Source organism: Flavobacterium sp. SM15 (assembly GCF_022012335.1).
Classification (GTDB): Bacteria; Bacteroidota; Bacteroidia; order Flavobacteriales; family Flavobacteriaceae; genus Flavobacterium.
In genome coordinates, this window is sequence record NZ_JAKLTO010000003.1 from 190,337 (window position 1) to 214,829 (window position 24,493).

23 protein-coding genes and 1 tRNA gene are annotated in these 24,493 nt (G+C 37.3%); 16 read left to right on the forward strand and 8 right to left on the reverse strand.

Features of this window, described 5'->3' with window-relative positions; translation table 11 throughout:
- Positions 1-18 precede the first annotated feature (18 nt).
- On the reverse strand, positions 19-990 hold the full coding sequence (gene trxB, locus LZZ90_RS06495) for a thioredoxin-disulfide reductase (RefSeq protein WP_237789880.1): 972 nt from the start codon (positions 988-990) through the stop codon (positions 19-21).
- A 166-nt stretch (positions 991-1,156) separates the two neighbouring features.
- Between trxB and LZZ90_RS06500 the strand changes: the two genes are divergently transcribed.
- The 7 genes from LZZ90_RS06500 to scpA all read left to right on the forward strand — a co-directional run bounded on the left by LZZ90_RS06500 (position 1,157) and on the right by scpA (position 9,667).
- Positions 1,157-1,231: transfer RNA gene (locus LZZ90_RS06500), tRNA-Pro, on the forward strand.
- Between the two features lie 404 nt (positions 1,232-1,635).
- Positions 1,636-1,983, forward strand: coding sequence for a heavy-metal-associated domain-containing protein (locus LZZ90_RS06505; protein ID WP_237789881.1), 348 nt, complete (start codon positions 1,636-1,638; stop codon positions 1,981-1,983).
- 130 nt (positions 1,984-2,113) lie between these two features.
- A complete protein-coding gene (gene udk, locus LZZ90_RS06510) occupies positions 2,114-2,722 on the forward strand; it encodes a uridine kinase (protein ID WP_237789882.1) in 609 nt (202 codons plus the stop codon).
- A gap of 51 nt (positions 2,723-2,773) precedes the next feature.
- A complete protein-coding gene (locus LZZ90_RS06515; protein ID WP_237789883.1) occupies positions 2,774-3,115 on the forward strand; it encodes a septum formation initiator family protein in 342 nt (113 codons plus the stop codon).
- Between the two features lie 14 nt (positions 3,116-3,129).
- Positions 3,130-4,488: a methylmalonyl-CoA mutase subunit beta gene (locus tag LZZ90_RS06520; protein ID WP_237789884.1), complete on the forward strand. Its 1,359-nt coding sequence runs from the start codon at positions 3,130-3,132 to the stop codon at positions 4,486-4,488.
- Between the two features lie 13 nt (positions 4,489-4,501).
- Positions 4,502-7,510, forward strand: coding sequence for an ELWxxDGT repeat protein (locus LZZ90_RS06525; protein WP_237789885.1), 3,009 nt, complete (start codon positions 4,502-4,504; stop codon positions 7,508-7,510).
- Positions 7,511-7,522: 12 nt separating this feature from the next.
- Entirely contained in the window at positions 7,523-9,667 is a 2,145-nt protein-coding gene (gene scpA / locus LZZ90_RS06530) for a methylmalonyl-CoA mutase (protein WP_370640650.1), read from the forward strand.
- A 34-nt stretch (positions 9,668-9,701) separates the two neighbouring features.
- On the opposite strand, the gene LZZ90_RS06535 is transcribed toward scpA, so the two are convergent.
- Positions 9,702-10,022, reverse strand: coding sequence for a panthothenate synthetase (locus LZZ90_RS06535; RefSeq protein ID WP_237789886.1), 321 nt, complete (start codon positions 10,020-10,022; stop codon positions 9,702-9,704).
- 222 nt (positions 10,023-10,244) lie between these two features.
- Here LZZ90_RS06535 and LZZ90_RS06540 point away from each other — a divergent pair, with 222 nt between their 5' ends.
- The 9 genes from LZZ90_RS06540 (at position 10,245) to LZZ90_RS06580 (ending at position 18,299) form a co-directional block, all read left to right on the forward strand.
- Entirely contained in the window at positions 10,245-11,372 is a 1,128-nt protein-coding gene (locus LZZ90_RS06540; RefSeq protein ID WP_237789887.1) for a methionine aminotransferase, read from the forward strand.
- Between the two features lie 125 nt (positions 11,373-11,497).
- Positions 11,498-12,007 (forward strand): SRPBCC domain-containing protein, encoded by a 510-nt coding sequence (locus tag LZZ90_RS06545; protein ID WP_237789888.1) that lies wholly within the window; start codon positions 11,498-11,500, stop codon positions 12,005-12,007.
- A 59-nt stretch (positions 12,008-12,066) separates the two neighbouring features.
- Positions 12,067-12,948, forward strand: a complete 882-nt coding sequence (locus LZZ90_RS06550) for an SDR family oxidoreductase (RefSeq protein ID WP_237789889.1) — start codon at positions 12,067-12,069, stop codon at positions 12,946-12,948.
- 183 nt (positions 12,949-13,131) lie between these two features.
- Positions 13,132-13,899, forward strand: a complete 768-nt coding sequence (locus LZZ90_RS06555; RefSeq protein WP_237789890.1) for a ParA family protein — start codon at positions 13,132-13,134, stop codon at positions 13,897-13,899.
- A 9-nt stretch (positions 13,900-13,908) separates the two neighbouring features.
- Positions 13,909-14,808, forward strand: a complete 900-nt coding sequence (locus LZZ90_RS06560) for a ParB/RepB/Spo0J family partition protein (protein ID WP_237789891.1) — start codon at positions 13,909-13,911, stop codon at positions 14,806-14,808.
- Positions 14,805-15,374: a DUF5683 domain-containing protein gene (locus LZZ90_RS06565; RefSeq protein ID WP_370640651.1), complete on the forward strand. Its 570-nt coding sequence runs from the start codon at positions 14,805-14,807 to the stop codon at positions 15,372-15,374. Before LZZ90_RS06560 ends, LZZ90_RS06565 begins: the two co-directional genes overlap by 4 nt.
- A gap of 12 nt (positions 15,375-15,386) precedes the next feature.
- Positions 15,387-16,088: a 4-hydroxy-tetrahydrodipicolinate reductase gene (gene dapB / locus LZZ90_RS06570; RefSeq protein ID WP_237789893.1), complete on the forward strand. Its 702-nt coding sequence runs from the start codon at positions 15,387-15,389 to the stop codon at positions 16,086-16,088.
- Positions 16,089-16,124: 36 nt separating this feature from the next.
- Positions 16,125-17,666, forward strand: coding sequence for a signal peptidase I (gene lepB / locus LZZ90_RS06575; protein WP_237789894.1), 1,542 nt, complete (start codon positions 16,125-16,127; stop codon positions 17,664-17,666).
- A gap of 21 nt (positions 17,667-17,687) precedes the next feature.
- Positions 17,688-18,299: a WbqC family protein gene (locus LZZ90_RS06580; protein ID WP_237789895.1), complete on the forward strand. Its 612-nt coding sequence runs from the start codon at positions 17,688-17,690 to the stop codon at positions 18,297-18,299.
- A gap of 6 nt (positions 18,300-18,305) precedes the next feature.
- Here LZZ90_RS06580 and LZZ90_RS06585 read toward each other — a convergent pair whose 3' ends face one another.
- The 6 genes from LZZ90_RS06585 to LZZ90_RS06610 all read right to left on the reverse strand — a co-directional run bounded on the left by LZZ90_RS06585 (position 18,306) and on the right by LZZ90_RS06610 (position 24,377).
- Positions 18,306-19,340 (reverse strand): endonuclease/exonuclease/phosphatase family protein, encoded by a 1,035-nt coding sequence (locus LZZ90_RS06585; protein ID WP_237789896.1) that lies wholly within the window; start codon positions 19,338-19,340, stop codon positions 18,306-18,308.
- Positions 19,341-19,356: 16 nt separating this feature from the next.
- Positions 19,357-20,220 carry a rhomboid family intramembrane serine protease gene (locus LZZ90_RS06590; RefSeq protein ID WP_237789897.1) on the reverse strand — a complete coding sequence of 288 codons (864 nt, stop codon included), beginning with the start codon at positions 20,218-20,220 and terminating at the stop codon, positions 19,357-19,359.
- A 26-nt stretch (positions 20,221-20,246) separates the two neighbouring features.
- The gene (locus LZZ90_RS06595; RefSeq protein WP_237789898.1) at positions 20,247-21,059 is read right to left on the reverse strand and encodes a rhomboid family intramembrane serine protease; all 813 of its coding nucleotides are present in this window, start codon (positions 21,057-21,059) and stop codon (positions 20,247-20,249) included.
- Positions 21,056-22,936 (reverse strand): DNA mismatch repair endonuclease MutL, encoded by a 1,881-nt coding sequence (gene mutL / locus LZZ90_RS06600; protein WP_237789899.1) that lies wholly within the window; start codon positions 22,934-22,936, stop codon positions 21,056-21,058. Before mutL ends, LZZ90_RS06595 begins: the two co-directional genes overlap by 4 nt.
- Before the next feature lie 153 nt (positions 22,937-23,089).
- Positions 23,090-23,584 (reverse strand): 6,7-dimethyl-8-ribityllumazine synthase, encoded by a 495-nt coding sequence (gene ribH, locus LZZ90_RS06605; protein ID WP_237789900.1) that lies wholly within the window; start codon positions 23,582-23,584, stop codon positions 23,090-23,092.
- A 1-nt stretch (position 23,585) separates the two neighbouring features.
- A complete protein-coding gene (locus tag LZZ90_RS06610) occupies positions 23,586-24,377 on the reverse strand; it encodes a tol-pal system YbgF family protein (RefSeq protein ID WP_237789901.1) in 792 nt (263 codons plus the stop codon).
- Between the last annotated feature and the right edge of the window lie 116 nt (positions 24,378-24,493).

Genomic DNA, 24,493 nt, shown 5'->3' on the forward strand with positions numbered 1-24,493 from the left:
TTTTATTCTATTAATTTCTTAATGAGTACTTGCTTCTACGTGATGTTCTTTAGCTGCTAAATAACGTTCAGCATCCAAAGCCGCCATACATCCTGTTCCCGCAGCTGTTACCGCTTGACGATATACATGATCTGCAGCATCTCCACCAACAAAAACTCCCGGAACGTTTGTTTTGGAAGTTCCCGGTTCGTTAATAATATAACCTGTCTCGTCTAAATTTAAATAATCTTTAAAAATATCCGTGTTTGGTTTATGACCAATCGCAACAAAGAAACCTGTAGCCGGAATTTCTTTTACTTCTCCTGTAGTGTTATTTTTTACACGAACTCCGGTTACTACGTTTCCGTCTCCTAAAACTTCTTCGGTTTCAGTGTGCAACATAATTTCAATATTTTCGGTATTACGAACACGTTGTTCCATAATTTTTGAAGCTCTAAATACTTCACTACGCACCAACATGGTTACTTTTTTACAAAGTTTTGACAAATAATGAGCCTCTTCACATGCACTGTCTCCTGCCCCAACAATGATAACTTCTTGGTTTCTGTAGAAGAACCCGTCACAAACCGCACAAGCAGACACACCACCACCCATTTGCAGATAATGTTGCTCAGAAGGCAATCCTAAGTATTTAGCCGATGCTCCTGTAGAAATAATTACAGTATCACAGTGAATTTCTTTGGTATCGTTAATCCAAACTTTATGGATTGGGCCTGAAAAATCAACTTTTGTTGCCCAACCGTCACGAACATCGGTTCCGAAACGTTTCGCCTGCTCTTGCAACTGGATCATCATTTCCGGTCCAGTGATTCCGTCCGGATAACCAGGGAAATTTTCAACTTCATTAGTTGTCGTTAATTGACCGCCCGGTTGTGTTCCTTGGTATAAAACAGGGTACATATTTGCTCTTGCCGCATAGATCGCAGCTGTATAACCCGCTGGACCTGAACCTATAATAAGGCATTTTACTTTTTCTATAGTATCAGACATAATTCTTATCTTGTTATTTATTTTTTGAAGCACACAAATGTAAGTTTTAATTAAAAAAGTTTCTCAAAAAAGATATCAGTTTTAACTATTGAAAAATAATTCAGATTTATTCTTAAAAACATTTTGGAAATAAAATTTTAGTTCTATATTTGCACCCACATTTACACGGGGTGTAGCGTAGCCCGGTCATCGCGCCTGGTTTGGGACCAGGAGGTCGCAGGTTCGAATCCTGCCACCCCGACAAACAAATCCTTTCAGCTTTGCTGAAGGGATTTTTTGTTTTAAAGGAATTTTAAGTTTACTTATAAATTCATTTGAAACAAAAAAGACCAAAAGTTTCGCAGAAACTTTAAAGGATTTGTTTAGCATCAAACCCCAACTCAGGATCACAAAGTAATCCTGCTTAGCAATAAATAAAAATTGCGCAGCAATCTTAAAAGAATTTATTTAACAGCAAACCAACCTTTCACAAAAAAAGATCACTCCCCTAGCCCCGGGTGCAGTGGCACGAAGTAAAACGAAACACGGGAACTACGTATAGCAATCAAGACCGAACCATTCGCTCCAAATAAAAATCCTTAAGAAACTATATCAATCTCATTTTTAATTTAAATCCTATATTTGAAAACTATAAAAAGTAAAACCATGAAACACATCATAGCTATCGTTTTTATGTTTCTAAGCATAAATACCTCTTTCGCACAGCAATCCAAAAAAACGCAAAAAGCAGTAATCAAAACCACCATTACTTGCGACCATTGCAAAGAATGTGAAACCTGCGGGCAATTGTTCAACCAAAAATTACTGCGTGAAAAAGGAGTACAAATGGTAACGCTTGACACTGAAAAAATGACCATTGAAGTTATTTACAACGCTAAAAAAACAACTTTGGAAAACATCAAAACCGCAATAAGCAATTTAGGTTACGATGCCGACAATCTTAAAGCCAATCCGCAAGCCTACGAAAAACTGGACGGTTGTTGTAAGGTATAACTTAAAATAACATTTAATAAAATCCTTTCTGCAATCCGGAAGGGATTTTTTGCTTTTTATTCCTTTTAGATCACTTCTTTTGAACCGATAAATTCCTATTTTTGCCAAGATAAACAAACACAACATTCATATGCTGATTATTGGAATCGCCGGAGGAACCGGAAGTGGAAAAACAACTGTAGTTCATCAAATCATGAATGAATTGCCTGAAACAGAAGTGGGCATTATTTCACAGGACCATTATTATAAAGAAACTCATGATTTAAGTTTGGAAGAACGATCTAAAATCAACTTCGATCATCCAAGAGCCATCGATTTTGAACTTCTCTCCCAACATTTAAAAGAATTAAAGGCCGGAAATGCTATTGATCAGCCGCTTTATTCCTTTGTTCAGCACAACAGAACCGGAGACACCATTCACACTTTGCCAAGAAAAGTAATGATTGTTGAAGGAATTTTAATCTTGACTAATCCAGAATTACGCGAATTGTTCGATATTAAAATTTTCGTTCATGCGGATTCCGACGAGCGTTTAATTCGTCGTTTAAAAAGAGACATTGCCGAGCGTGGTCGTGATATGGAAGAAGTTCTAAATCGTTACCAGACTACATTAAAACCGATGCACGAGCAGTTCATCGAACCCACAAAAGCATTTGCTGATATCATCATTCCTAACGACAAATACAACACGGTGGCTATTGATGTGGTGCGCGCGGTAATCAATCAACGAATTGCTTAATTTTTCTGTATATTTGAATTCCTCCAAAAAAACAGATAAAAGCTTAACAAAATGAAAAAAGCATTTGAAACTTTAGTAGCTCAATATCCGTTTCTGAAAATTTTCGGAAACCGCTATGTATTGGTACTGCTGTTTTTTACTGCATGGATGCTTTTTCTGGACAATTATTCTTATCTGGAACACCGCGTTTTAAACAAGGAAATTGAAGAGTTGGAAGACAACAAAAAATACTACCAGGACGAAATCAAAAAAGACAACCAGAACATCAAAAAACTCAAAAATCCTGGTCAGGTAGAAAAATATGCGCGTGAAAAATACTATATGAAGCGCGACAACGAAGATATTTACATCATAGAATTTGAAGGTGAAGCACCCAACGAAGGTGCCGAATAACTTATTATCATACCATGAGCGATACGCTATTTTCAGAATTCGAAGGAATTGGTTCCAAACAATGGAAACAACAAATCCAATACGAATTAAAAGGAGCCGATTACAACGAAACCCTGATTTGGGAAAGTCCTGAAGGAATTAAAGTACGTCCTTTTTATCATTCCGATGAAGCTGAACAACCATTAAACATTCAGTCTCCAACATCAGCTTTTAAAATTGTACAGAACATTTTTGTTCACGATTTGGAAAAGTCCATTTCACGAGCCAACGAAACCTTAAACCGAGGCGCCGAAAGCATTCGATTTACGTTAGAAAACGATCAGGTTGATATTGAAAAACTCCTTAACAGTATTTCTATTGATGTTCCGGTTTATTTATATTTCGAATTTTTGAACGTCGATTTCATCAAAAAAATTGACGGAATTGTAGCAAAACGTAACGCTCCTGTTTATGTTGAAGTAGATCCGATCGGTCAATTGGCAAAAGACGGAAATCTGTTTGTAAACGTTGATTCCGATTTTACGGTTTTAAACGATTTGAACCAAGCTTGTCAAAATATTAATTTCTTAAGCATTGATACGGCTTTGTATCAGAATGCCGGAGCAAATATTGTTCAGCAACTTGCTTATGCTTTAGCGCATACCAACGAATATTTCAACAGAATTACATCGATAAACAATCCTGTTACCATTAAAGTTGCCGTTGGAACAAATTACTTTTTTGAAATTGCAAAACTTCGCGCATTACGTCTTTTGCTGAACACTTTAGCAAAAGAGTACAACCATACTTTTGATTGCCATCTTTTGGTAACCCCAACCAAACGCAACAAAACCTTATACGATTATAACGTAAACATGTTACGTACCACTACGGAATGTATGAGTGCGATTTTAGGAGGAGCCGATGCCGTAGCAAACTTAGCTTACGACGCGATTTACCACAAAGACAACGAATTCGGAGACCGAATTTCCCGTAATCAGTTGTTGGTATTGAAACACGAAAGTTATTTTGACATTGTGAATAATCCTTCCGACGGGGCTTATTATATCGAATCATTAACCGAACAATTAGCCGAAAAAGCACTTGTTTTATTCAAAGACATTGAAGCAAATGGAGGCTTCATCACTCAATTGATCGAAGGAACCATCCAGCGTAAAATAAAAGAAAGCGCTGATAAAGAACAGGAATTGTTCGACAGCGGCAAGGAAATATTATTAGGAACCAATAAATACCCGAACAAAGAAGACCGCATGAGCCATGATTTGGAATTGTTTCCTTTTGTAAAAACCAATCCGCGTAAAACCTTGATTACACCAATTATCGAAAAACGATTGGCGGAGAAAATGGAACAGGAACGTTTAAAGTCCGAATAATTGAGATAAAATAATGAAAAAAAGCATACTCTTAATAATTATAAGTCTATTCATTACTGATATATTTTCTCAAAATATTGATGTGACAGAAATTGAATTAAACAATATTGATGGTAGTAATCCAAAGAATTTAACCAAAGGGTTAACCAAAATTTATTTTTCTGCAGATGACGGTTTGCATGGTGAAGAATTATGGGTACATGATGTTACTCTAAATTCTACTTATTTGGTTAAAGATATTAATTCCGGTAGTAGTCCTGGTTTAGGCAATTCTGTTTTTTTAACAATTGGAGACATTTTATATTTCACAACCAATAGAGATTTATACGGAACTGAATTATGGAGAAGTGATGGAACAGAAACCGGCACTTATTTAGTTAAACATATTAATAGTAATTACTGGGCTTCAAACACTATTTATCAGCTATTTAATTATAATGGAAATATTATTTTTAGTGCAAATGATGATGTGATAGGCCAAGAACTATGGATTAGTGATGGAACAACTAATGGAACTACAGTCCTGAAAGATATTTATGCAGGGACCAATAGTAGCAACCCAAGTAATTTTACAATTTTTAATGGCGAATTCTATTTTACTGCCAATAATGGCACTAATGGTAGAGAGATCTGGAAAAGCAATGGTACTACTTCAGGAACTACAATCCTAAAAGACATAAATCCAGGAAGTAATAGCGGTATTTCAGGAGGTAATCTTATTGTTTTTAACGATAATCTCTTTTTTTTCGCCTATACAAGCACAAATGGTTTTGAGCCTTGGAAAAGTGATGGAACAGAATCAGGAACACAATTATTTAAAGATATTGCAGTTGGAAGTAATAGCTCCAATTATGGTTTATCAGGAATCAGTAATACAGATTATTTCATTTTTGAAGTTGACTCACCTACAATTGGTAAAGAATTATGGAAAAGTGATGGAACAGTTACAGGGACAGTACTTCTAAAAGACATCAACCCAACTGGTAATGGAATTTCAGATTTTGCACAATACACATTATTCAATAATAAGATTTATTTTATTGGATACAACAGCACAAACGGTTATGAATTATGGTATACAGATGGAACAACAGTTGGCACACAACTTGTAAAAGATATTAGAACAGGTTCCTCAGACAGTAATATTACAAAATTAACTGCTACAAGCAATTTTTTAATTTTTAGTGCTACTGACGGCTCCTCTTCTTACAACACTTTATGGAAAAGTGATGGAACTTATTCAGGAACAATACTATTGGAAAACACAAATTTGTCGCATTTTTCAAATCCTCAATTCGGTTTTGTAGAATTTAATAATTCTGTTTTTTTTGCGGGTGGATATAACAGCCCTAATGGTGTTGAACTATGGACAACAAATGGAGCAAATACACAAGTTTTCAAAGACATATTTCACCGTTACTCAGGAATGACCAATTTTTACGATTCTGTATTACTTAATGACAAAATTATTTTTACAGGTAATAATGGCAATGGTAATGAACCTTTTATATCGGACGGCACTATAATGGGAACTCATATTATTAAAGACATAAATCCCGGCAACGCAAGTTCTTCTTTCACAAGTTCTGGCTATAGATCAGCTTCTTATACAAAAGCAGGAAATTATGTTTTTTTTAGAGCTGGTAATAGCATTAGCGGTCATGAAATATGGAAAACAGATGGAACCGAAGTAAATACTTCGATAGTAAAAGATATTAGACCTGGAAATGCAAGTAGTATTTCAGAATATATGCTTTTTATGGAATACAATGGAATTTTTTATTTTAAAGCTGATGACGGAATTCATGGAGAAGAATTATGGAGAAGTGATGGCACTAGTACAGGGACATATCTTTTAAAAGACATAAATATTGGTTCTGGTTCTTCAATGTACCACTCTAACATATATTACAACCACCCTGATTACTTAAATGAAAAATGTTATGCTGTTTTAAATGGTTACCTTTATTTTGTAGCCAAAGACGGGACAGACAGTTCTATTTGGAGAACTGACGGAACTGAAAGTGGGACTATAAAAGTAATTTCAATTCCCAGTAGCGGCAATTATGATAATGAAAGAAGAATAGTTAACGCTAACAACAATAGAATATTTTTTAAGACCAACATTAACAATTCTTCTTACGGAAATGATTCCCTTTGGTCTAGTGATGGCACTCAGGCCGGTACAACATTATTAACTACTGCAAATATTACCGGGCCTATACAATTCAAAAAAAACATAGTACACAATAATTTTCTATATTACACTATATATACATCGAACGGATGTACGTTAATGAAAACCGATGGTACTCTTAGTGGTACGATGGTTGTAAAAGAAAATTTCACAAACCAATCAACTTTTAATTCTTTAACATCATGTGGTAACAATGTATATTTTACTGTAGGTAGTCAAGGTGTTTCTGGTAAAGAACTATGGAGGACTGATGGGACAACAAATGGGACAATAAAACTTGAGGAGATACCCAATTCATCACCTCAATACTTCATCGATTGTAACACATGCTATCAAAACAATTTGTTATATCATAAAGAAATATTTGATAATAAGATATGGTTTGTAAATGATTATTCTACAGATGCAAGTTCTTATTTAACAACAAATATTGTAAACTCAGAAAATTTCGGCAACTCTGAAGGAGTTTTAAATTTAATGACTGGTAGTAATGGGTTATATATTTCAGGGAGTAAACAATATGCTGGAACAGAACTGTACTTTACTAATTTCAACATTCCACTAAGTAATCAAGAATTTACTACTACTTCAAATAATATTATAACAGTATATCCAAACCCAACTAATAGTAAAATTCACATTAAGACAAGCAACAATATTGAGATTCAAAAAATCAAAATCTACGACTTATTAGGAAAAGAAATTCATGGTTTAATTCAAAATAATGATGAATTAGAGTTATCAGGTATTGATAATGGAATTTATTTCTTAAAAATCTTTACAGATAAATCAATTTACACTAGAAAAATTATTTTGAAAAAATAAATTAGCTTATTAATTGTGAGAAAAGACATTCAACATATAAATTTAAAGCAATCAGCAACCAGCAATCAGCAACCAACTGAAAGCCAACCGCTAAATGCTAACAACTTTACCACTGCTGAAGGCATCGAAGTAAAATCGACCTATTCCGAAGCCGATTTAGCCAATCTGGAACACTTGGAATTCGGAGCAGGATTTGCGCCTAATTTACGTGGTCCTTATGCGACCATGTATGTGCGCAGACCTTGGACAATTCGTCAATATGCAGGATTTTCAACAGCAGAGGAAAGTAACGCCTTTTACCGCAGAAACTTAGCGGCCGGACAAAAAGGATTATCCGTAGCCTTCGACTTGGCCACCCACCGCGGTTATGATTCCGATCACGAGCGTGTAGTTGGCGACGTAGGAAAAGCAGGAGTAGCCATCGATTCAGTAGAAGACATGAAGATTCTTTTCGACCAGATTCCGTTAGGGGAAATGTCGGTTTCGATGACAATGAACGGTGCGGTATTGCCGATTATGGCGTTCTATATTGTAGCTGCAGAAGAACAGGGAGTTGATGCAAAATTATTGTCCGGAACCATTCAGAATGATATCTTGAAAGAGTTCATGGTGCGTAATACTTACATCTACCCGCCTACACCATCGATGAAGATTATTGCGGATATTTTCGAATATACCAGTAACAACATGCCGAAGTTCAACTCGATTTCCATTTCGGGTTACCACATGCAGGAGGCCGGAGCTACCGCAGATATTGAGTTAGCCTACACCTTAGCCGATGGTTTGGAATACATCCGAACCGGTTTGGCGGCAGGAATGGATATTGATACTTTTGCTCCTCGTTTATCCTTTTTCTGGGCGATTGGTATGAACCACTTTATGGAGATTGCCAAAATGAGAGCCGGACGAATGTTGTGGGCCAAACTTCTGAAGCAATTCAATCCGAAAGATGATAAATCGTTGGCATTACGAACACATTGTCAAACTTCAGGTTGGAGTTTAACAGAACAAGATCCTTTTAACAATGTAGCCAGAACCGCTATTGAAGCAGCAGCAGCAGCTTTTGGAGGAACTCAGTCCTTACATACGAATGCTTTAGACGAAGCAATCGCTTTACCAACCGATTTCTCAGCCCGTATCGCTAGAAATACCCAAATCTTTTTACAGGAAGAAACCAAGATCTGTAAAACGGTAGATCCTTGGGCTGGAAGTTATTATGTAGAAAGCTTAACTAAAGAAATTGCAGACAAAGCTTGGGCATTAATTCAAGAAGTAGAAGAACTAGGTGGAATGACCAAAGCCATCGAAGCCGGAATCCCGAAACTTAGAATTGAAGAAGCGGCCGCGAGAAAACAAGCGCGTATCGACAGCGGGCAGGATATTATCGTAGGGGTAAACAAATACCGCTTGGAGAAAGAAGATCCGTTGCATATTTTAGAAGTAGACAACCAAACCGTTCGTAAACAACAAATCGAACGTTTAGACCATATCAAAGCGACCCGCGACAATGCCAAAGTACAGGAATGTTTAGCAAAACTGACCGCATGTGCAAACGGAGAACCGGGGAACTTATTAGAATTAGCAGTAGATGCAGCACGTAACAGAGCCACATTAGGGGAAATCAGCGATGCGTTGGAAACTGTTTTCGGACGTTATAAAGCACAAATCAAATCCTTCAGCGGCGTGTACAGCAAAGAGATCAAAAACGACGAAAGTTTTGAAAAAGCAAAACAATTAGCCGACGCCTTCGCCAAGAAAGAAGGCCGTCGCCCGCGTATCATGATTGCCAAAATGGGTCAGGACGGACACGATCGTGGGGCAAAAGTAGTAGCCACAGGTTATGCCGATGTAGGTTTCGATGTAGACATTGGACCTCTTTTCCAAACCCCTGCCGAAGCAGCGAAACAAGCTGTGGAGAACGACGTTCATATTTTAGGAGTTTCTTCCTTAGCAGCCGGGCACAAAACGTTGGTGCCGCAGGTAATTGAAGAACTGAAAAAATACGGTCGTGAAGACATCATGGTAATTGTGGGCGGAGTAATTCCGGCGCAGGATTATCAATATTTGTTTGATGCCGGAGCGGTTGCGGTTTTCGGACCGGGAACCAAAATCAGCGAAGCAGCTATTACAATTTTAGAAGTTTTACTTGAAGATTAATAATTAAAAAACACCGATTAATTCGGTGTTTTTTTTATAAAATATGTACGACGTACCACTTTGCAGCTAGCTTAGCGATGTCGGCACGCATCAAATCATCGGGAGTCATGACAGGTTTGAATTCGCAGGCGCCTTCAAAATTCAAAAACCAAGGCTCGGCCACCGCCGGAATAGAAGAAGCGTCTTTTATATCTACAATCATGACAGCGCCACGATTTCCTTCAATTTCGGTAAAATAAATAACCTCGGGCTTGATATCGTCAATGATACGTCCTAAGATTTCACTTGCTTTACCACTTCGCACCAAAGAGTTAAACGGCTCAATAGGCAGAATAACATTGACTAACATTTTCATGACTTCAGATTTTAAAAATTGACTTACTAAAGTTACGAAATATCACGATTAGTTAAAACCATAACCCATTAAATAACAAAAGATTAAAAAATTCCAAAAGTATTCCTTCAGCCCTGATGGGAGCAAGCTACCGTGTAGCGCGGACAGCAGGAACCAACGCTAAAAAAATGCCTTAAGTTTTGCTCCAAAAAATAACTTACTTTTACTTTTTAAAACTCCTTTATGTCGAAATTACCTAATGTAACAGCCAGTATTTTTTCCGTAATGTCGCAATTGGCCAACCAGCACGGCGCAATTAATTTATCACAGGGTTTTCCAAATTTCCCGGTGGATGAACATTTATTGGAACTTTCCAGACAATTACAACGTGAGAACATTCATCAATATACTCCCATGGCCGGATTGCCTTCTTTATTGGAAAAAATTGCAGCCCTAACCTTTAAAAATTACTTACGAAAGGTAAATCCCGCAACCGAAATGCTCATAACCGCCGGTGCAACACAGGGAATTTTTACTGCGATAGCCACTTTTATAGGTAAAGACGATGAAGTGCTTATTCTCGATCCAAGTTACGACAGTTATGAACCTTCTGTTTTGGTGGCTGGTGGAACTCCGGTGCGTATTTCTTTAAACGATGATTATTCGCCAAATTTCAATCGAATTGAACAGGCTCTAACGTCTAAAACTAAAATGATAATCATTAATAATCCGCACAATCCAACAGGGAAAACATGGAATGTTGCTGATTTCGAATCTTTAGAAACCATTCTTGAAAAACATCCAAAGGTTTTAGTTTTGGCAGACGAAGTTTATGAATTCATTTCATTTTTGCATCCTCATATTTCGTTTCATACACGAACAAAACTGGTGAAACGAACAATTATCGCTTCCTCTTTTGGAAAATCACTTCATGTGACCGGATGGAAAGTGGGCTACCTGATTGCACCTGAGAATCTCATGGACGAAATAAAAAAAGTACATCAGTTTTTGGTCTTTAGTGTAAACAGTTTTTCACAACACGCAATTTCCGCGTATTTGGATGTAGTGGATTTCGGAGCCATTTCTAAAATGTATTTAGAGAAACGCGATCTATTTCAAAATTTAATCAAAGACAGCCGTTTTGAACTTTTACCCTGCGAAGGAACCTATTTTCAGGTAGTGAATTACAAAAACATAAGTTCTGCTAACGATGTGGATTTCGCAAAAGAACTGATCACAAAACATGGAGTGGCCGCAATTCCGATTTCAGTTTTTTATAATGATGCCACCGACAGACATATGCTCCGATTTTGTTTTGCTAAAACGAACGAGACGCTTATTGCGGCGGCTGAGAAACTCAATAGAATTTAAAATACAACATTATAATAATTATTGTTTTTTTGAAATACAAAACTTACAAGTTTAACAAATTGTAAAAAATTAACAATTTGTAATATTTTTTTCTTATCTTTAAAGCATAACGTATTTTTATAACTATGTCGCAGCACAATCTTTACATCGACAATAAACTTGTCATATCCAGAGATTTCAAAGCCCCAAAAAACTTAGTTTATAAAGCATTATCCGAAGCCGACCGATTTGAACAATGGTGGGGCCCGAACGGTTTTACCACCACTGTTACAACTTTTGATTTCCGTCCGGAAGGCATCTGTCACTACTGTCTGGAATCGCCCGACAACCTCAAAATGTGGGGCCGGTTTGTATTCAAAGAGGTTCTGTCCAATAAAAAAATAGAGTTTCTTAACTGTTTTTCAGACGAAAACATGGGAGTTATTCGCGCACCTTTTAGTGAAACCTGGCCTTTGGAAATGTTCAATATTATTACCTTGGAAGAAGTAAACGGAACAACAATTCTAACATTCATCATCTCACCGTACAACGCTTCCGATGCTGAAATAAAAACCTTTAGCGAAAACCACGAAAACATGGAACTCGGTTTTAAAGGAACTTTGGACCGGTTGGAAGATTATCTGCTCAAAAATTAAAATCTATTATGCAAGCATAGTATTTTTATTTACCTTTACGATTCTAAAAAACCAACTATATGAACTTTTCAGCAAAAATGCTACGCGATAATGCCTTGGCAGACAAAGTAATCGTGGTTACCGGGGGCGGAAGCGGTCTTGGAAAAGCCATGACCAAATATTTTCTTGAATTAGGTGCCAAAGTTGCCATTACTTCGCGTGATTTGGAAAAACTACAAACTACGGCTAAAGAATTAGAAGCCGAAACCGGTGGACAGTGTTTAGCAATTCAGTGTGATGTCCGTCATTACGACCAAGTGGAAGCAATGCTTGCAAAGACTTTAGAAGTATTCGGTAAAGTTGATGTTTTACTTAACAACGCAGCAGGAAACTTCATCTCTCCTACCGAACGTTTATCGGCAAATGCTTGGGATACGATTATTGACATCGTATTGAAAGGTTCTAAAAACTGTACTTTAGCTTTCGGAAAACATTGGATCGAGGCAAAACAAACCAACTGCAACGTTTTAAATATAGTTACCACTTACGCTTGGACCGGCTCTGCTTTTGTGGTACCATCTGCAACTGCCAAAGCTGGTGTTTTAGCCATGACGCGCAGTTTGGCAGTGGAATGGGCGAAATATGGAATTCGTATGAATGCCATCGCTCCCGGACCATTTCCAACAAAAGGGGCTTGGGACAGATTGCTGCCTGGTGATTTAAAAGAAAAATTCGATCTGGCTAAAAAAGTGCCTTTAAAACGTGTGGGCGATCATCAGGAATTAGCCAATTTGGCAGCTTATCTGGTTTCCGATTTTTCCGCTTACATCAACGGAGAAGTGATTACCATTGACGGCGGTGAATGGCTGCAAGGCGCCGGACAATTCAACTTATTGGAACAGGTTCCCAAGGAATTGTGGGACATGCTGGAGATGATGATTAAGTCGAAAGGGAATAAATAACAACTTACAATTTCCAATAAAAATTATAACTAAAGGGCGATTTTTTTCGCTCTTTCTTTTTTGAAATCAGCAATAGTCTGACTGTGAGTTTAAAATCACAAACTTTGCGAGATTGTTAACAAATAACATTTTCATAAACCATAATAAATTGTATTTTTACGCTTCAAAATTTGTAAAGACAAAATGGGTAAAATCATTGCTATTGCCAATCAGAAAGGTGGCGTTGGAAAAACTACAACTTCAGTTAATTTAGCGGCTGCTTTAGGTGTTTTAGAGAAAAAAGTTTTATTGATTGATGCTGATCCACAGGCCAATGCCTCATCGGGATTAGGAATCGACGTAGAAGCTGTTGAAATTGGAACGTACCAAATTCTGGAACATAGCAATACGCCCGAAGAAGCTACCATTGACTGTACCGCACCGAACGTTTCTGTAATTCCGGCGCATATCGACTTGGTGGCCATCGAAATCGAATTGGTAGACAAAGAAAACCGTGAGTACATGCTGAAACAGGCATTGGCAAGCGTAAAAGACAAATACGATTATATCATCATCGACTGTGCTCCTTCTTTAGGACTATTGACTTTGAATGCTTTAACCGCTGCAGATTCGGTTGTAATCCCGATTCAGTGCGAATATTTCGCTTTGGAAGGTTTAGGAAAATTACTGAACACCATCAAAAGTGTACAAAAAATCCATAATCCGGAATTAGACATTGAAGGTTTATTGTTAACGATGTACGATTCCCGTTTGCGATTGTCGAACCAAGTGGTGGAAGAAGTTCAGAAGCACTTCAACAACATGGTTTTCGAAACCATTATCCAAAGAAACATCAAGCTAAGTGAAGCACCGAGTTTCGGGGAAAGTATCATCAACTACGACGCAACCAGCAAAGGAGCTTCCAATTATTTAAACTTAGCAGAAGAGATTATCAAGAAGAACAGCAATTAATACTATTTTATGACAAAAGCGATAAAAAAACAGGCATTAGGAAGAGGATTATCGGCGTTATTAAAAGATCCGGAAAACGACATCAAATCGGTTGAGGATAAAAACGCAGACAAAGTTGTCGGAAATATTATTGAACTGGAAATTGATGCAATTGAAATCAATCCGTTTCAGCCCAGAACGAATTTCAATGAAGAATCATTACAGGAATTAGCTTCCTCCATTCGTGAGTTAGGAGTGATTCAACCTATTACCGTTAGAAAAACCGACTTCAACAAATACCAGTTAATTTCCGGAGAACGTCGTCTGCGTGCTTCTAAATTAATAGGATTGACGACGGTTCCGGCATATATCCGTTTAGCAAACGACAACGATTCCTTGGTGATGGCTTTGGTGGAAAACATCCAACGTCATGACTTAGATCCTATCGAAATCGCTTTATCGTACCAACGTCTTATTGACGAAATCCAATTAACTCAGGAGCAAATGAGTGACCGCGTGGGTAAAAAACGTTCGACGATTGCCAACTATTTGCGTTTGTTAAAACTGGATCCGATCATTCAAACCGGTATTCGTGACGGCTTCATTACAATGGGCCACGGACGCGCAATCATCAATGTGGAAGATTTGGATGTGCAAACCGATATTTATCAGAAAATCGTTAGTCAGAATCTTTCCGTTCGCGAAACTGAAGCTTTGGTAAAAAATTACCAGGACAGTTTAAAACCTGCACCTGCCAAAGCACCAAAAGGATCTTCTTTTGATGTAAGCAACGAGAAGAAAAAAGCCATTACGGAATTCTTCGGCACAAAAGTAGACGTAAAAGTGGCTGGAAACGGTAAAGGAAAAATCACCATTCCTTTTCATTCAGAAGAAGACTTCAACAGAATTATCAAACTAATCAACGGATAGTGAATCGGTTACTTATCATATTCTTTTTTGCGGTTGTTTTTACTACGCAGTCGGGTTTCTCACAAACCAAAGAACCGCTGCTTATTGCCAAAGACTCCCTACAAGCAAAAAGGGCAGATGTTCTAGCACCTTCCAAAGCCGCATTTTATTCGGCAGTTGTTCCTGGTTTAGGTCAGATTTACAATAAGAAATACTGGAAAGTACCTATCGTTTATGTTGGTTTAGGCGCCGGTATTTATTTTTATGCGGATAACAACAAAAAATACCACCGTTTTCGTGATGAATACAAAAAAAGGTTAAACGGCACTAACGATCCACAAGACCCTTATTTCAGTCGCTTGGATAACAACGGGCTAATTAATGGTCAGCGTTTTTACCAGCGTAACAGGGATTTATCAGCATTCATTACGGCTGCCATCTATATTTTAAATGTAGTCGATGCCAATGTTGATGCGCATTTGATGCAATTCAACGTAAATGACAATCTGAGTATCCGACCGGATCTTTATCAAAATGAAATCAATTACAAGCAAAATCTTAGCTTAACGCTGAACTATAATTTTTAATCCGAACTGGTTATGAAAATCGCACTTTTAGGATACGGGAAAATGGGAAAGGTAATCGAAAGGATTGCTTTGGAACGCGGTCATGAAATTGTACTTCGTAAGGACCACGATGTAGACTATATCGGATTGGAAAATGCAGACGTTGCCATAGATTTTAGCGTTCCCAGTGCAGCAGTCAGTAACATTTCTAAATGTTTTGATACTAATATACCGGTAGTGTCCGGAACAACAGGTTGGCTGGAACATTATGAAGAAATGGTTTCGCATTGCAAGACTAAAAATGGAGCTTTTATTTACGGATCGAATTTCAGTCTTGGAGTGAACATCTTCTTTGAATTGAACAACTATTTGGCTAAAATGATGGCTAATTTAGATCAGTACAAGGTTAGCATGGAAGAGATTCATCACACCCAAAAACTGGATGCTCCAAGTGGTACCGCCATTACATTAGCTGAAGGGATTATAAAAAATTCTGATTTTACCAATTGGACTTTAGAGGCTCCAAAAGCCAATGAAATTCACATTGAAGCCAAACGAGTTGAAAACGTACCGGGAACCCACAGCATCTTTTATGATTCTGAGGTAGATCAAATCGAAATCAAACATACTGCTCACAGTCGTGAAGGTTTTGCTTTGGGAGCTGTAATCGCAGCGGAGTGGCTTCAGGGCAAAAAAGGCGTTTTTAGTATGAAAGACGTATTAAATTTAACATAAAAAACTAATCCAAATAGGATCTAAAACATAACGATTATGACACTTTTACAATGGTTTATCTTTTTCCTGATTATACAAGTAGTACACTATCTAGGAACTTGGAAATTGTATGAAAAAGCAGGAAGAAAATCTTGGGAAGCCGCCATTCCGGTTTACAATTCCATTGTTTTGATGAAAATTATTGACCGCCCAACCTGGTGGACCGTTTTGCTGTTCATCCCTATTGTGAATCTAATCATGTTTCCGGTTATCTGGGTAGAAACTTTGAGGGCTTTTGGTAAAAAATCCCAAGTTGATACTGCTTTAGGGGTTCTTACGTTAGGTTTCTACATTTACTACATCAATTATATGCAGGATGTGACCTATATTCCAAACAAAAATGCGGTTAAAACGGAAAACACGGTAAGTTCTTTACTTTTCGCTGTTGTTGTGGCTACATTGGTGCACACTTATGTAATGCAGCCGTATACGATTCCAACTTCTTCGTTAGAAAAGTCATTATTGATTGGAGATTTCTTATTTGTTAGCAAATTTCATTACGGAGCAAGAACCCCAATGACCGCTGTTGCAGCGCCAATGGTTCATGATACTATTCCGGTTTTAAAAACAAAATCATATTCAAAATTCCCTCAATTGCCGTACTTCCGTTTTCCTGGAATTCAGAAAGTTGAGCGTAATGATATTGTCGTTTTCAACTGGCCGGTTGATACTGTTTATCAGTTTTTTGACAAATCCGGCAGAAAAGCAGACAAGCCAATTGATAAAAAATCGAATTACGTAAAACGTTGTGTGGGTATTCCAGGGGACAATCTTTCCATTAAAGATGGCGTGGTGATGATCAACAATACGCCGTTAAAATTACACGACAGACAACGATTACAGTATTCCTATAAAATTGCAGTTGACGGAAAAACTCCCATCAACTTTGAATATTTATTAAAAGATTTACATATAACCGATCCGGCTTACCAGATTGCTAAAGACACACTTGTTTTTAGTTCTTTAACCGATGAAAGCGCTCAGGTTTTTAAAAACACAGCTGGTGTTACCTCAGTTATTAAAAATATCGAAACTAAAGCAGACTCCAGAATCTTCCCTCATACAAAAGCTTGGTCACAAGACAACTTAGGTCCGATTTATATTCCTGAAGAAGGGAAAACAGTGGAATTAAATGCAGAAACACTTCCATTTTACAAAAGAATCATTACTGAATACGAGCACAATGATTTGAAAGTAAACGGAGATGAAATCCGCATTAACGGTGAAATTGCAAAATCATACACCTTTAAGCAAAACTATTACTGGATGATGGGGGACAACCGTCATAACTCTGAAGATTCTAGATATTGGGGCTTCGTACCAGCAGATCACATCGTTGGAAAACCAGTCTTCATTTGGATGAGTTTAGACCAGAACATTCCTTGGAGTAAAGCGATCGATAAAATCCGATGGGAGCGATTGTTTACAACTGTTGGCGGTGATGGAGCGCCGGTTTCCTATTTCAAATATTTCCTGATTGCATTATTGGGTTATTTTGGATTCAGTTTCTACAAAAAAAGAAAAGCTAAAAATTCATAATAACTACCGGATTACCAAAGAATGAACATCTTATTACATCCAACTTATTTCCCTTCCATCAGTCATTTTGTGGCAATGGCGAAGGCCGATTCGATCACTTTTGAAATGGAAGACAATTTCCAGAAACAAACCAATCGCAACCGGATGTATATTTATTCGCCCAATGGGATCCAAATGTTGAACATTCCGCTAAAACACAGTAAGGAAACCCATCAAAAGTTTAAAGATGTACGCATCGAAAACGATTTTAACTGGCAGAAAAACCATTTTAAATCCTTGGAAGCTGCTTACCGAACTTCGCCTTTCTTCGAATATTTTGAGGATGATATCCGACCAATTTTCGAGAAAAAACACGAATTTATGATGGATTTGAATTTTCAGACTATGGAAATCGTTACTGAATGTTTAGGAATGGAATTTGAATACGAAAAAACTCTTGAGTATTTTCACGATGTTACCAATAAAATCGATTACCGAACTTTAACAAACGGCAAAAAAGACCCATCCCTTTTTGAACCCTACACTCAAGTTTTCGAAGAGAAACACGGATACCTAAACAATTTGAGCATTTTAGATTTATTATTTAACGAAGGACGTTATGCTGTAGATTATTTAAAAAATCAGTCCTTATAAGCAAGATTACTCATCTTTTAAACTGATACGGGTAACGATTGGAAAATGGTCGGAATTTACAAATTTATCAAAGGTTTTAAAACTCTTAACATCAAACTGTTTGTCCAGTAAAATGTAATCAATTCGTGCCGGATAGAACTCGTAGTCGTATGTTTTTCCAAAGCCTTCTCCCGCTTCTTCAAAAGCATCTTTCATATTACCCTTAATGTTACGGTAAACATAGGAAAACGCACTGTTGTTCATATCCCCGCAAATAATTTTTGGATAATTACATTCCGTTTTGTGTTCTTTGATAAGTTCTGACTGTATTTGCTGTTCGGCAAAAGCTTCACTCATACGTCGGAAGATTTTCTTGGACTTCGCCTCATCGATATCCTCATGAATATCCGGGCTAATTTTGGTAGATTGAAGATGAATACTGTATACACGAATGGTGTCGCGCTTCTTCTTAATATCTGCAAAAATCACATTGTTATCCGAATTTGGAAACTCTATCTCGCCTCTGTTTACAATTGGAAATTTTGAAAAGATGGCTTGCCCAGTACGTATATTATCACCTTGAATTAGAATGTATTTGTATTTGTAGGCTTCCAGCTTTATATTAGCCGAACTTGAGTATTCCTGAATACAAAGAATATCAGGATCCTGAGAACCCACAAAATCAATAATGTCTTCGGGAATGTTCTGTTTGCTCATCCATTCAAAAACATTAAAAAGACGCACATTATAACTCATTACCGTAAAATCGTTATCCTCTTTGATTAAATCTTTTCCTGAAAATTTATAGAACTTATTGAAAAAAGTAATTCCGATTAAAAAAACCACTGCCGATAAAAAAGCCTGACGTTTTAACTGAATCAGCCAAAAACATAAAAACAGGATGTTCAAAATAAGCATCAAAGGCAAAACCAAGGTTAAAACCGAAAGAAACGGGAACATCTTCGGAGCCAAAAAAGGAAGCAAATAAGCAACAAAAGTGAGTACCGCCAATACGATATTAAAGAAAAATGCTAATTTATTAAGCCACGATAATTTTTTCATTTGCCTCTACCGGAACTTACTCCTTTCCTACTTTAAACAAAAATTCTTTTTCTTCTTTGGTTAAACTCTCGTAACCCGATTTACTGATTTTATCCAGAATATCGTCTATTTGTTGTTGTGTAAAATCCTTTTGCGGTTTCGGCTGACTTGTGATGGTTTGTCTGCTGGTATTTTTGTGCACCTTTTTAAAAGGGGTAGATTTTCTTGGGCTGAACAAGATAACAAAATAATCGATAACGCTCGATACTATTTTACTCAAATCTGTGCCGCTTTGCAACGATTTAATATACAAAAATCCGAAAAAAGCCCCGCCAAGGTGTGCAATATGCCCTCCCGTATTATTCATTGGAATCTGTATCAAATCCAAGACAAATAATCCCAAACCTAAGTGCCAAAGCTTCACATTTCCAATTAAAAGCAAGCGAATTTCCGACATTGGCGAATAGGTTACTGCAGCAATCAAAACCGCCATAATAGCCCCGGATGCGCCCACAAGCACACTATTATTCTGAAGAAATAAATCGGTTACTACAAAAAGGATTCCTGCAAAAATTCCTCCCAAAATGTACAATCCAAAGAATTGCTTTTGAGTAAAATAGGTTAAAAACAAGCGGCTTGAAAAATTAAGCACGATCATATTAAACAACAAATGCCAAAAGCCTGCATGCAAGAAGGCATAGGTTATGAAAGTCCATGGTTTTTTAACCGCATCAATCCAAACTGAGGAAAGACTGAGCCAGTCCAGTAAATTCTGAAAAACAGCAGGGGCGAAAGCCTGCAGCAACAAAAATGGAATTGCAATACCTACATTCCAAAAAATGAGTTGCTGGGTGATACCACCTGTTCGATATTGTACTTTAAAATCGTCTAAAATATTCATACGAATTATTCAAATATCCTCTTTATTTATTGATCCCAACGGTTATTGTTAAATTGATTTCTTTTCCAATACCACATCATGACAAAACCGACAATAGCTCCGCCTAAATGTGCAAAATGGGCAATCCCTGTAGAAGTTCCAAAAATTGATTTCCCGGAAAGCCCTAAAAACAAGTCCAAACATAAAATTGCAGGAACAAAATACTTGGCCTTAACAGGAATCGGTAAAAAAATTAAGGCCAAGCCGGCGTTTGGAAACATAAACGCAAAAGCCACCAAAAGACCATAAATGGCTCCAGAAGCTCCAACTGCTGTGGATTGATAAACTTGTGCCGCTTCGGTTAAAACATTAAACTGCTCTTGAGTACAATGTGCATTTTCTAATATTGTTCGAATCTGGCCCGGCAACATTTTTCCATTAGCATCAAACAAAGCTTTGTAATCCATATCCAGTATGACACGAATTTGATCTTTATTCAGATTTAGTGCAGAAACTTTTTCTAAGAGAGCCTGTATTTCAAAATAATTTACCGCCGTATGCAACAACGCAGCACCCAATCCGCAGGAAATATAAAAAAACAAGAATTTTTTTCCACCCCAAAAATGTTCCAATGCACTTCCAAAAGAGAACAAAGCAAACATATTAAAGAAGATATGCATGAAATTAGGCATTGGGGCATGCATAAACATACTGGTCAAAGGCTGCCAAACCTTGAAATTTTGGCTTTCAAAATAAAACAAAGAAAGGTAATCGTAAGCAGTAGGCACAAACATAGAACCTACAAAAAAAATCACGTTAATTATAATCAACTGCTTAACAGTTTCAGTCATGTTCATCATAAAGCAAAACGTTTGTCTAAATCTTCCACTCCTAAGGTGATGAAAGTTGGTTTATTAAATGGCGAAATATTTGGCTCTTTACAGGCAAACAAAGAATTCACAATATTTTCCTGCTCTTTTTCAGTTAAATAAGCCCCAGTTTTAATGGATAGGCTTTTAGCCATCGATTTAGCAATTCGGTCACTCTGACTAAAACTACTTTCGGGCAAATCGCCTTGTAAATCATTAATTAATACTTCGAAAAGCGGTCGTACTTCACTCTCGGTTACATTGGTTGGCAATCCGGAAATCATAGTAATTTCTGAAGTCATGGCACTAAACACAAATCCTGTATGTTCCAACGATGGTCTTAATTCCTTTAACATGGCCATCTCCGACTGAGAAAAATGCAATTCCAAAGGAAACAACAACTGTTGGCTTGCTGCCTGATGTACTGTTATATTAGTCAAAAACTGCTCATACAACACGCGTTGGTGCGCACGTTTCTGGTTGATAATCAACATTCCGGATTTTATTGGGCTAACAATATATTTTTTCTGAAGCTGATAGGTTTTATTAGTACTGGTTTCCACTTCCGTTTCTTCAAAAAGGGAACCGGTCACTTCTTCACTCTCAAATTGTATTTCCTTTACATCAATTTCATCTGCAGCTTGTGTTAAGCCGACATAAAGACTTTCCCAACTTGCCTGACTTTCCTGTTTTTTAAAACCTGAACCAAAAGAATGAGAACCTCCTGAAGAAGAAGAAAATGCCTTAGATGGTTTCTCATCTGCAAACGGATTGAAATTCGAATCTACCTGAATTAAAGGTGTTTCGCTTTCTTTATCTTTATAATCGTACGGAATATCTAGGGAAGCATCACGTTCAAAATCTAAGATTGGAGCCACATTAAACTGCCCTAAACTATGTTTAACCGATGAACGCAAAATCGCATACAAAGCCTGATCGTCGTCAAACTTGATTTCGGTTTTGGTTGGATGAATGTTGATATCTATAGTATGAGGAGGCACATCAAGATAAAGGAAATAACTTGGCTGACTTGCATCTTTGAGTAATCCTTCATAAGCCGCCATTATTGCATGGTGCAAATACGGGCTTTTGATAAATCGATCGTTTACAAAGAAAAACTGCTCCCCGCGATTTTTTTTAGCGAATTCTGGCTTCCCAACAAATCCTTGAATCCCAAGAATTTCAGTACTTTCATTTACGGGTACCAATTTCTCATTCGTTTTTCCACCAAATACATTAACAATGCGCTGACGCATATTGGAAATTGGAAGGTTGAACATCTCACTACCATTGTGCATCAATACAAAATGAATGTTGGGATGCGCTAAAGCGACACGTTCGAAATCATCAACTATATGGCGAAATTCTACCGTATCTGACTTTAAGAAATTACGGCGCGCCGGAATATTAAAAAACAGGTTTTTAACCGAAAACGAAGTTCCTTTAGGCAAAACCGCTTCTTCCTGAGAAACAAATTTCCCCCCTTCTATGATAAGATGAGTACCTAATTCTTGCTGATCCTGCTTAGTTTTTAATTCCACATGGGCAATTGCAGCAATCGAAGCCAACGCCTCGCCCCGAAATCCTTTGGTATGTAAGGAAAATAAATCTTCCGCATGACGGATTTTGGAAGTTGCATGACGCTCAAAACAAAGCTTTGCATCGGTAACCGACATTCCTTTACCATTATCAATTACCTGAATAAGTGTTTTTCCAGCATCTTTAACGATGAGCTTGATTTCTGTTGCTCCTGCATCTACTGCATTCTCTACCAACTCCTTAACTACAGAAGAAGGTCGCTGAACAACCTCTCCGGCAGCAATCTGGTTAGCAACATGATCTGGAAGTAATTGAATGATACTGGACATTAATCTATTTTGGTTTCGAATTTTGATTTTGGGAAAAAACCCTAGCTCACAAATTTAACGAAAATCTCTCGGGTTTTATCGTTTAAGAAATCATAAAAAAATAAAAAAACCTATTCTTTCGAATAGGCTTTATAATAACTATTGATGCGCTTTTTATTGCGCAGTAGTTCTTCTTAAATCGGCCATTTTTATTGCAGCGATGGCAGCTTCGGTACCTTTGTTACCGTGCTTTCCTCCGCTTCGATCGATGGATTGCTGTTCGTTGTTATCCGTTAACAAACAGAAAATTACAGGAACATCGGTTTGAACGTTCAAATCTTTAATCCCTTGGGTTACTCCTTCACAAACGAATTCGAAATGCATGGTTTCCCCTTTGATCACACACCCAATGGTAATCACGCAATCCACTTCTTGGGTTACAATCATTCGCTGTGCCCCATAAACCAGTTCAAAACTTCCCGGTACATTCCAACGGATAATGTTCTCAGGCAAAGCGCCGCAGTCTAATAAAGCTGCTTCAGCTCCCGAATATAATCCCTCAGTAATTTTATCGTTCCATTCTGAAACAACAATCCCAAACCGAAAGTCTCTCGCGTTTGGGATTGTGTTTTTATCGTAATTGGATAAATTTTTATTTTCTGTTGCCATGTTATTCTACCATTGCAATCATTGCATCAATATTCTGAGCTTCTTGAGAAGTTTCGTATTTCTCTTTAATTTCAGTAAAGAATTTTAAAGCTTCTGCTTTTTTTCCCATTTCCAAAGCCAATTGACCAGCTTTGTTTAAATATCTTGGCGTTGTAAAATCGTTTGCGTTTACTTCTGCAGCTTTTTGGTAGTAGCTTAAAGCGTCTTCTTTTTGTCCTAATTCAGCAAAAGCATCTCCGATTGCTCCGGTAGAAATCGCTTTTAAGAACATATCGTCAGAACTGAATTGCTCCAACTGCTGAACTGCTTCTTTAAATTTACCGGTATTAAGATAAGACATACCCGCATAGTAATGTGCTAAATTCGCCGCTTTAGTTCCTGAGAACTGTTCTGCAATACCCACAAATCCTAATTTACCTTCACCACCTTTAAGTGCCAAATTGTATAAAGAATCGTTTGCCGTTTGTGCATCAACAGCCTGTTGGAAAAATTGCTGCGCCTGGAACATTTCGTTAGCCGCTTGGTCTTCTTTAGGCTCAACAACAAATTTATTGTATAAAAGGTAGCTCACTGCAGCAACTGCAATTACTCCTACTACACCAAAAATGTATTTCTGATTTTTAGCAACCCAGTCTTCAAGCTTATTAGCATTTTCATCTAATGTATTGAATACTCCAGCCGTTGCACTGTCTTCCTCCTGAATGTTGTCTAACTCATCAACTTCAACTTGATTTTCAACTGCTTCGTCTTTTGGTTTTGGTTGCTTATAACCTCTTTTGTTATATGTTGCCATCTATTTTTAATTTAATGAACGGCAAAAATAAAATTTTTATTCATATATGAAAATCCTTTTTGTCGATATTTTTCAATAATTTGCACCCACTTTTGAAAATCGATTTAAAATCACCG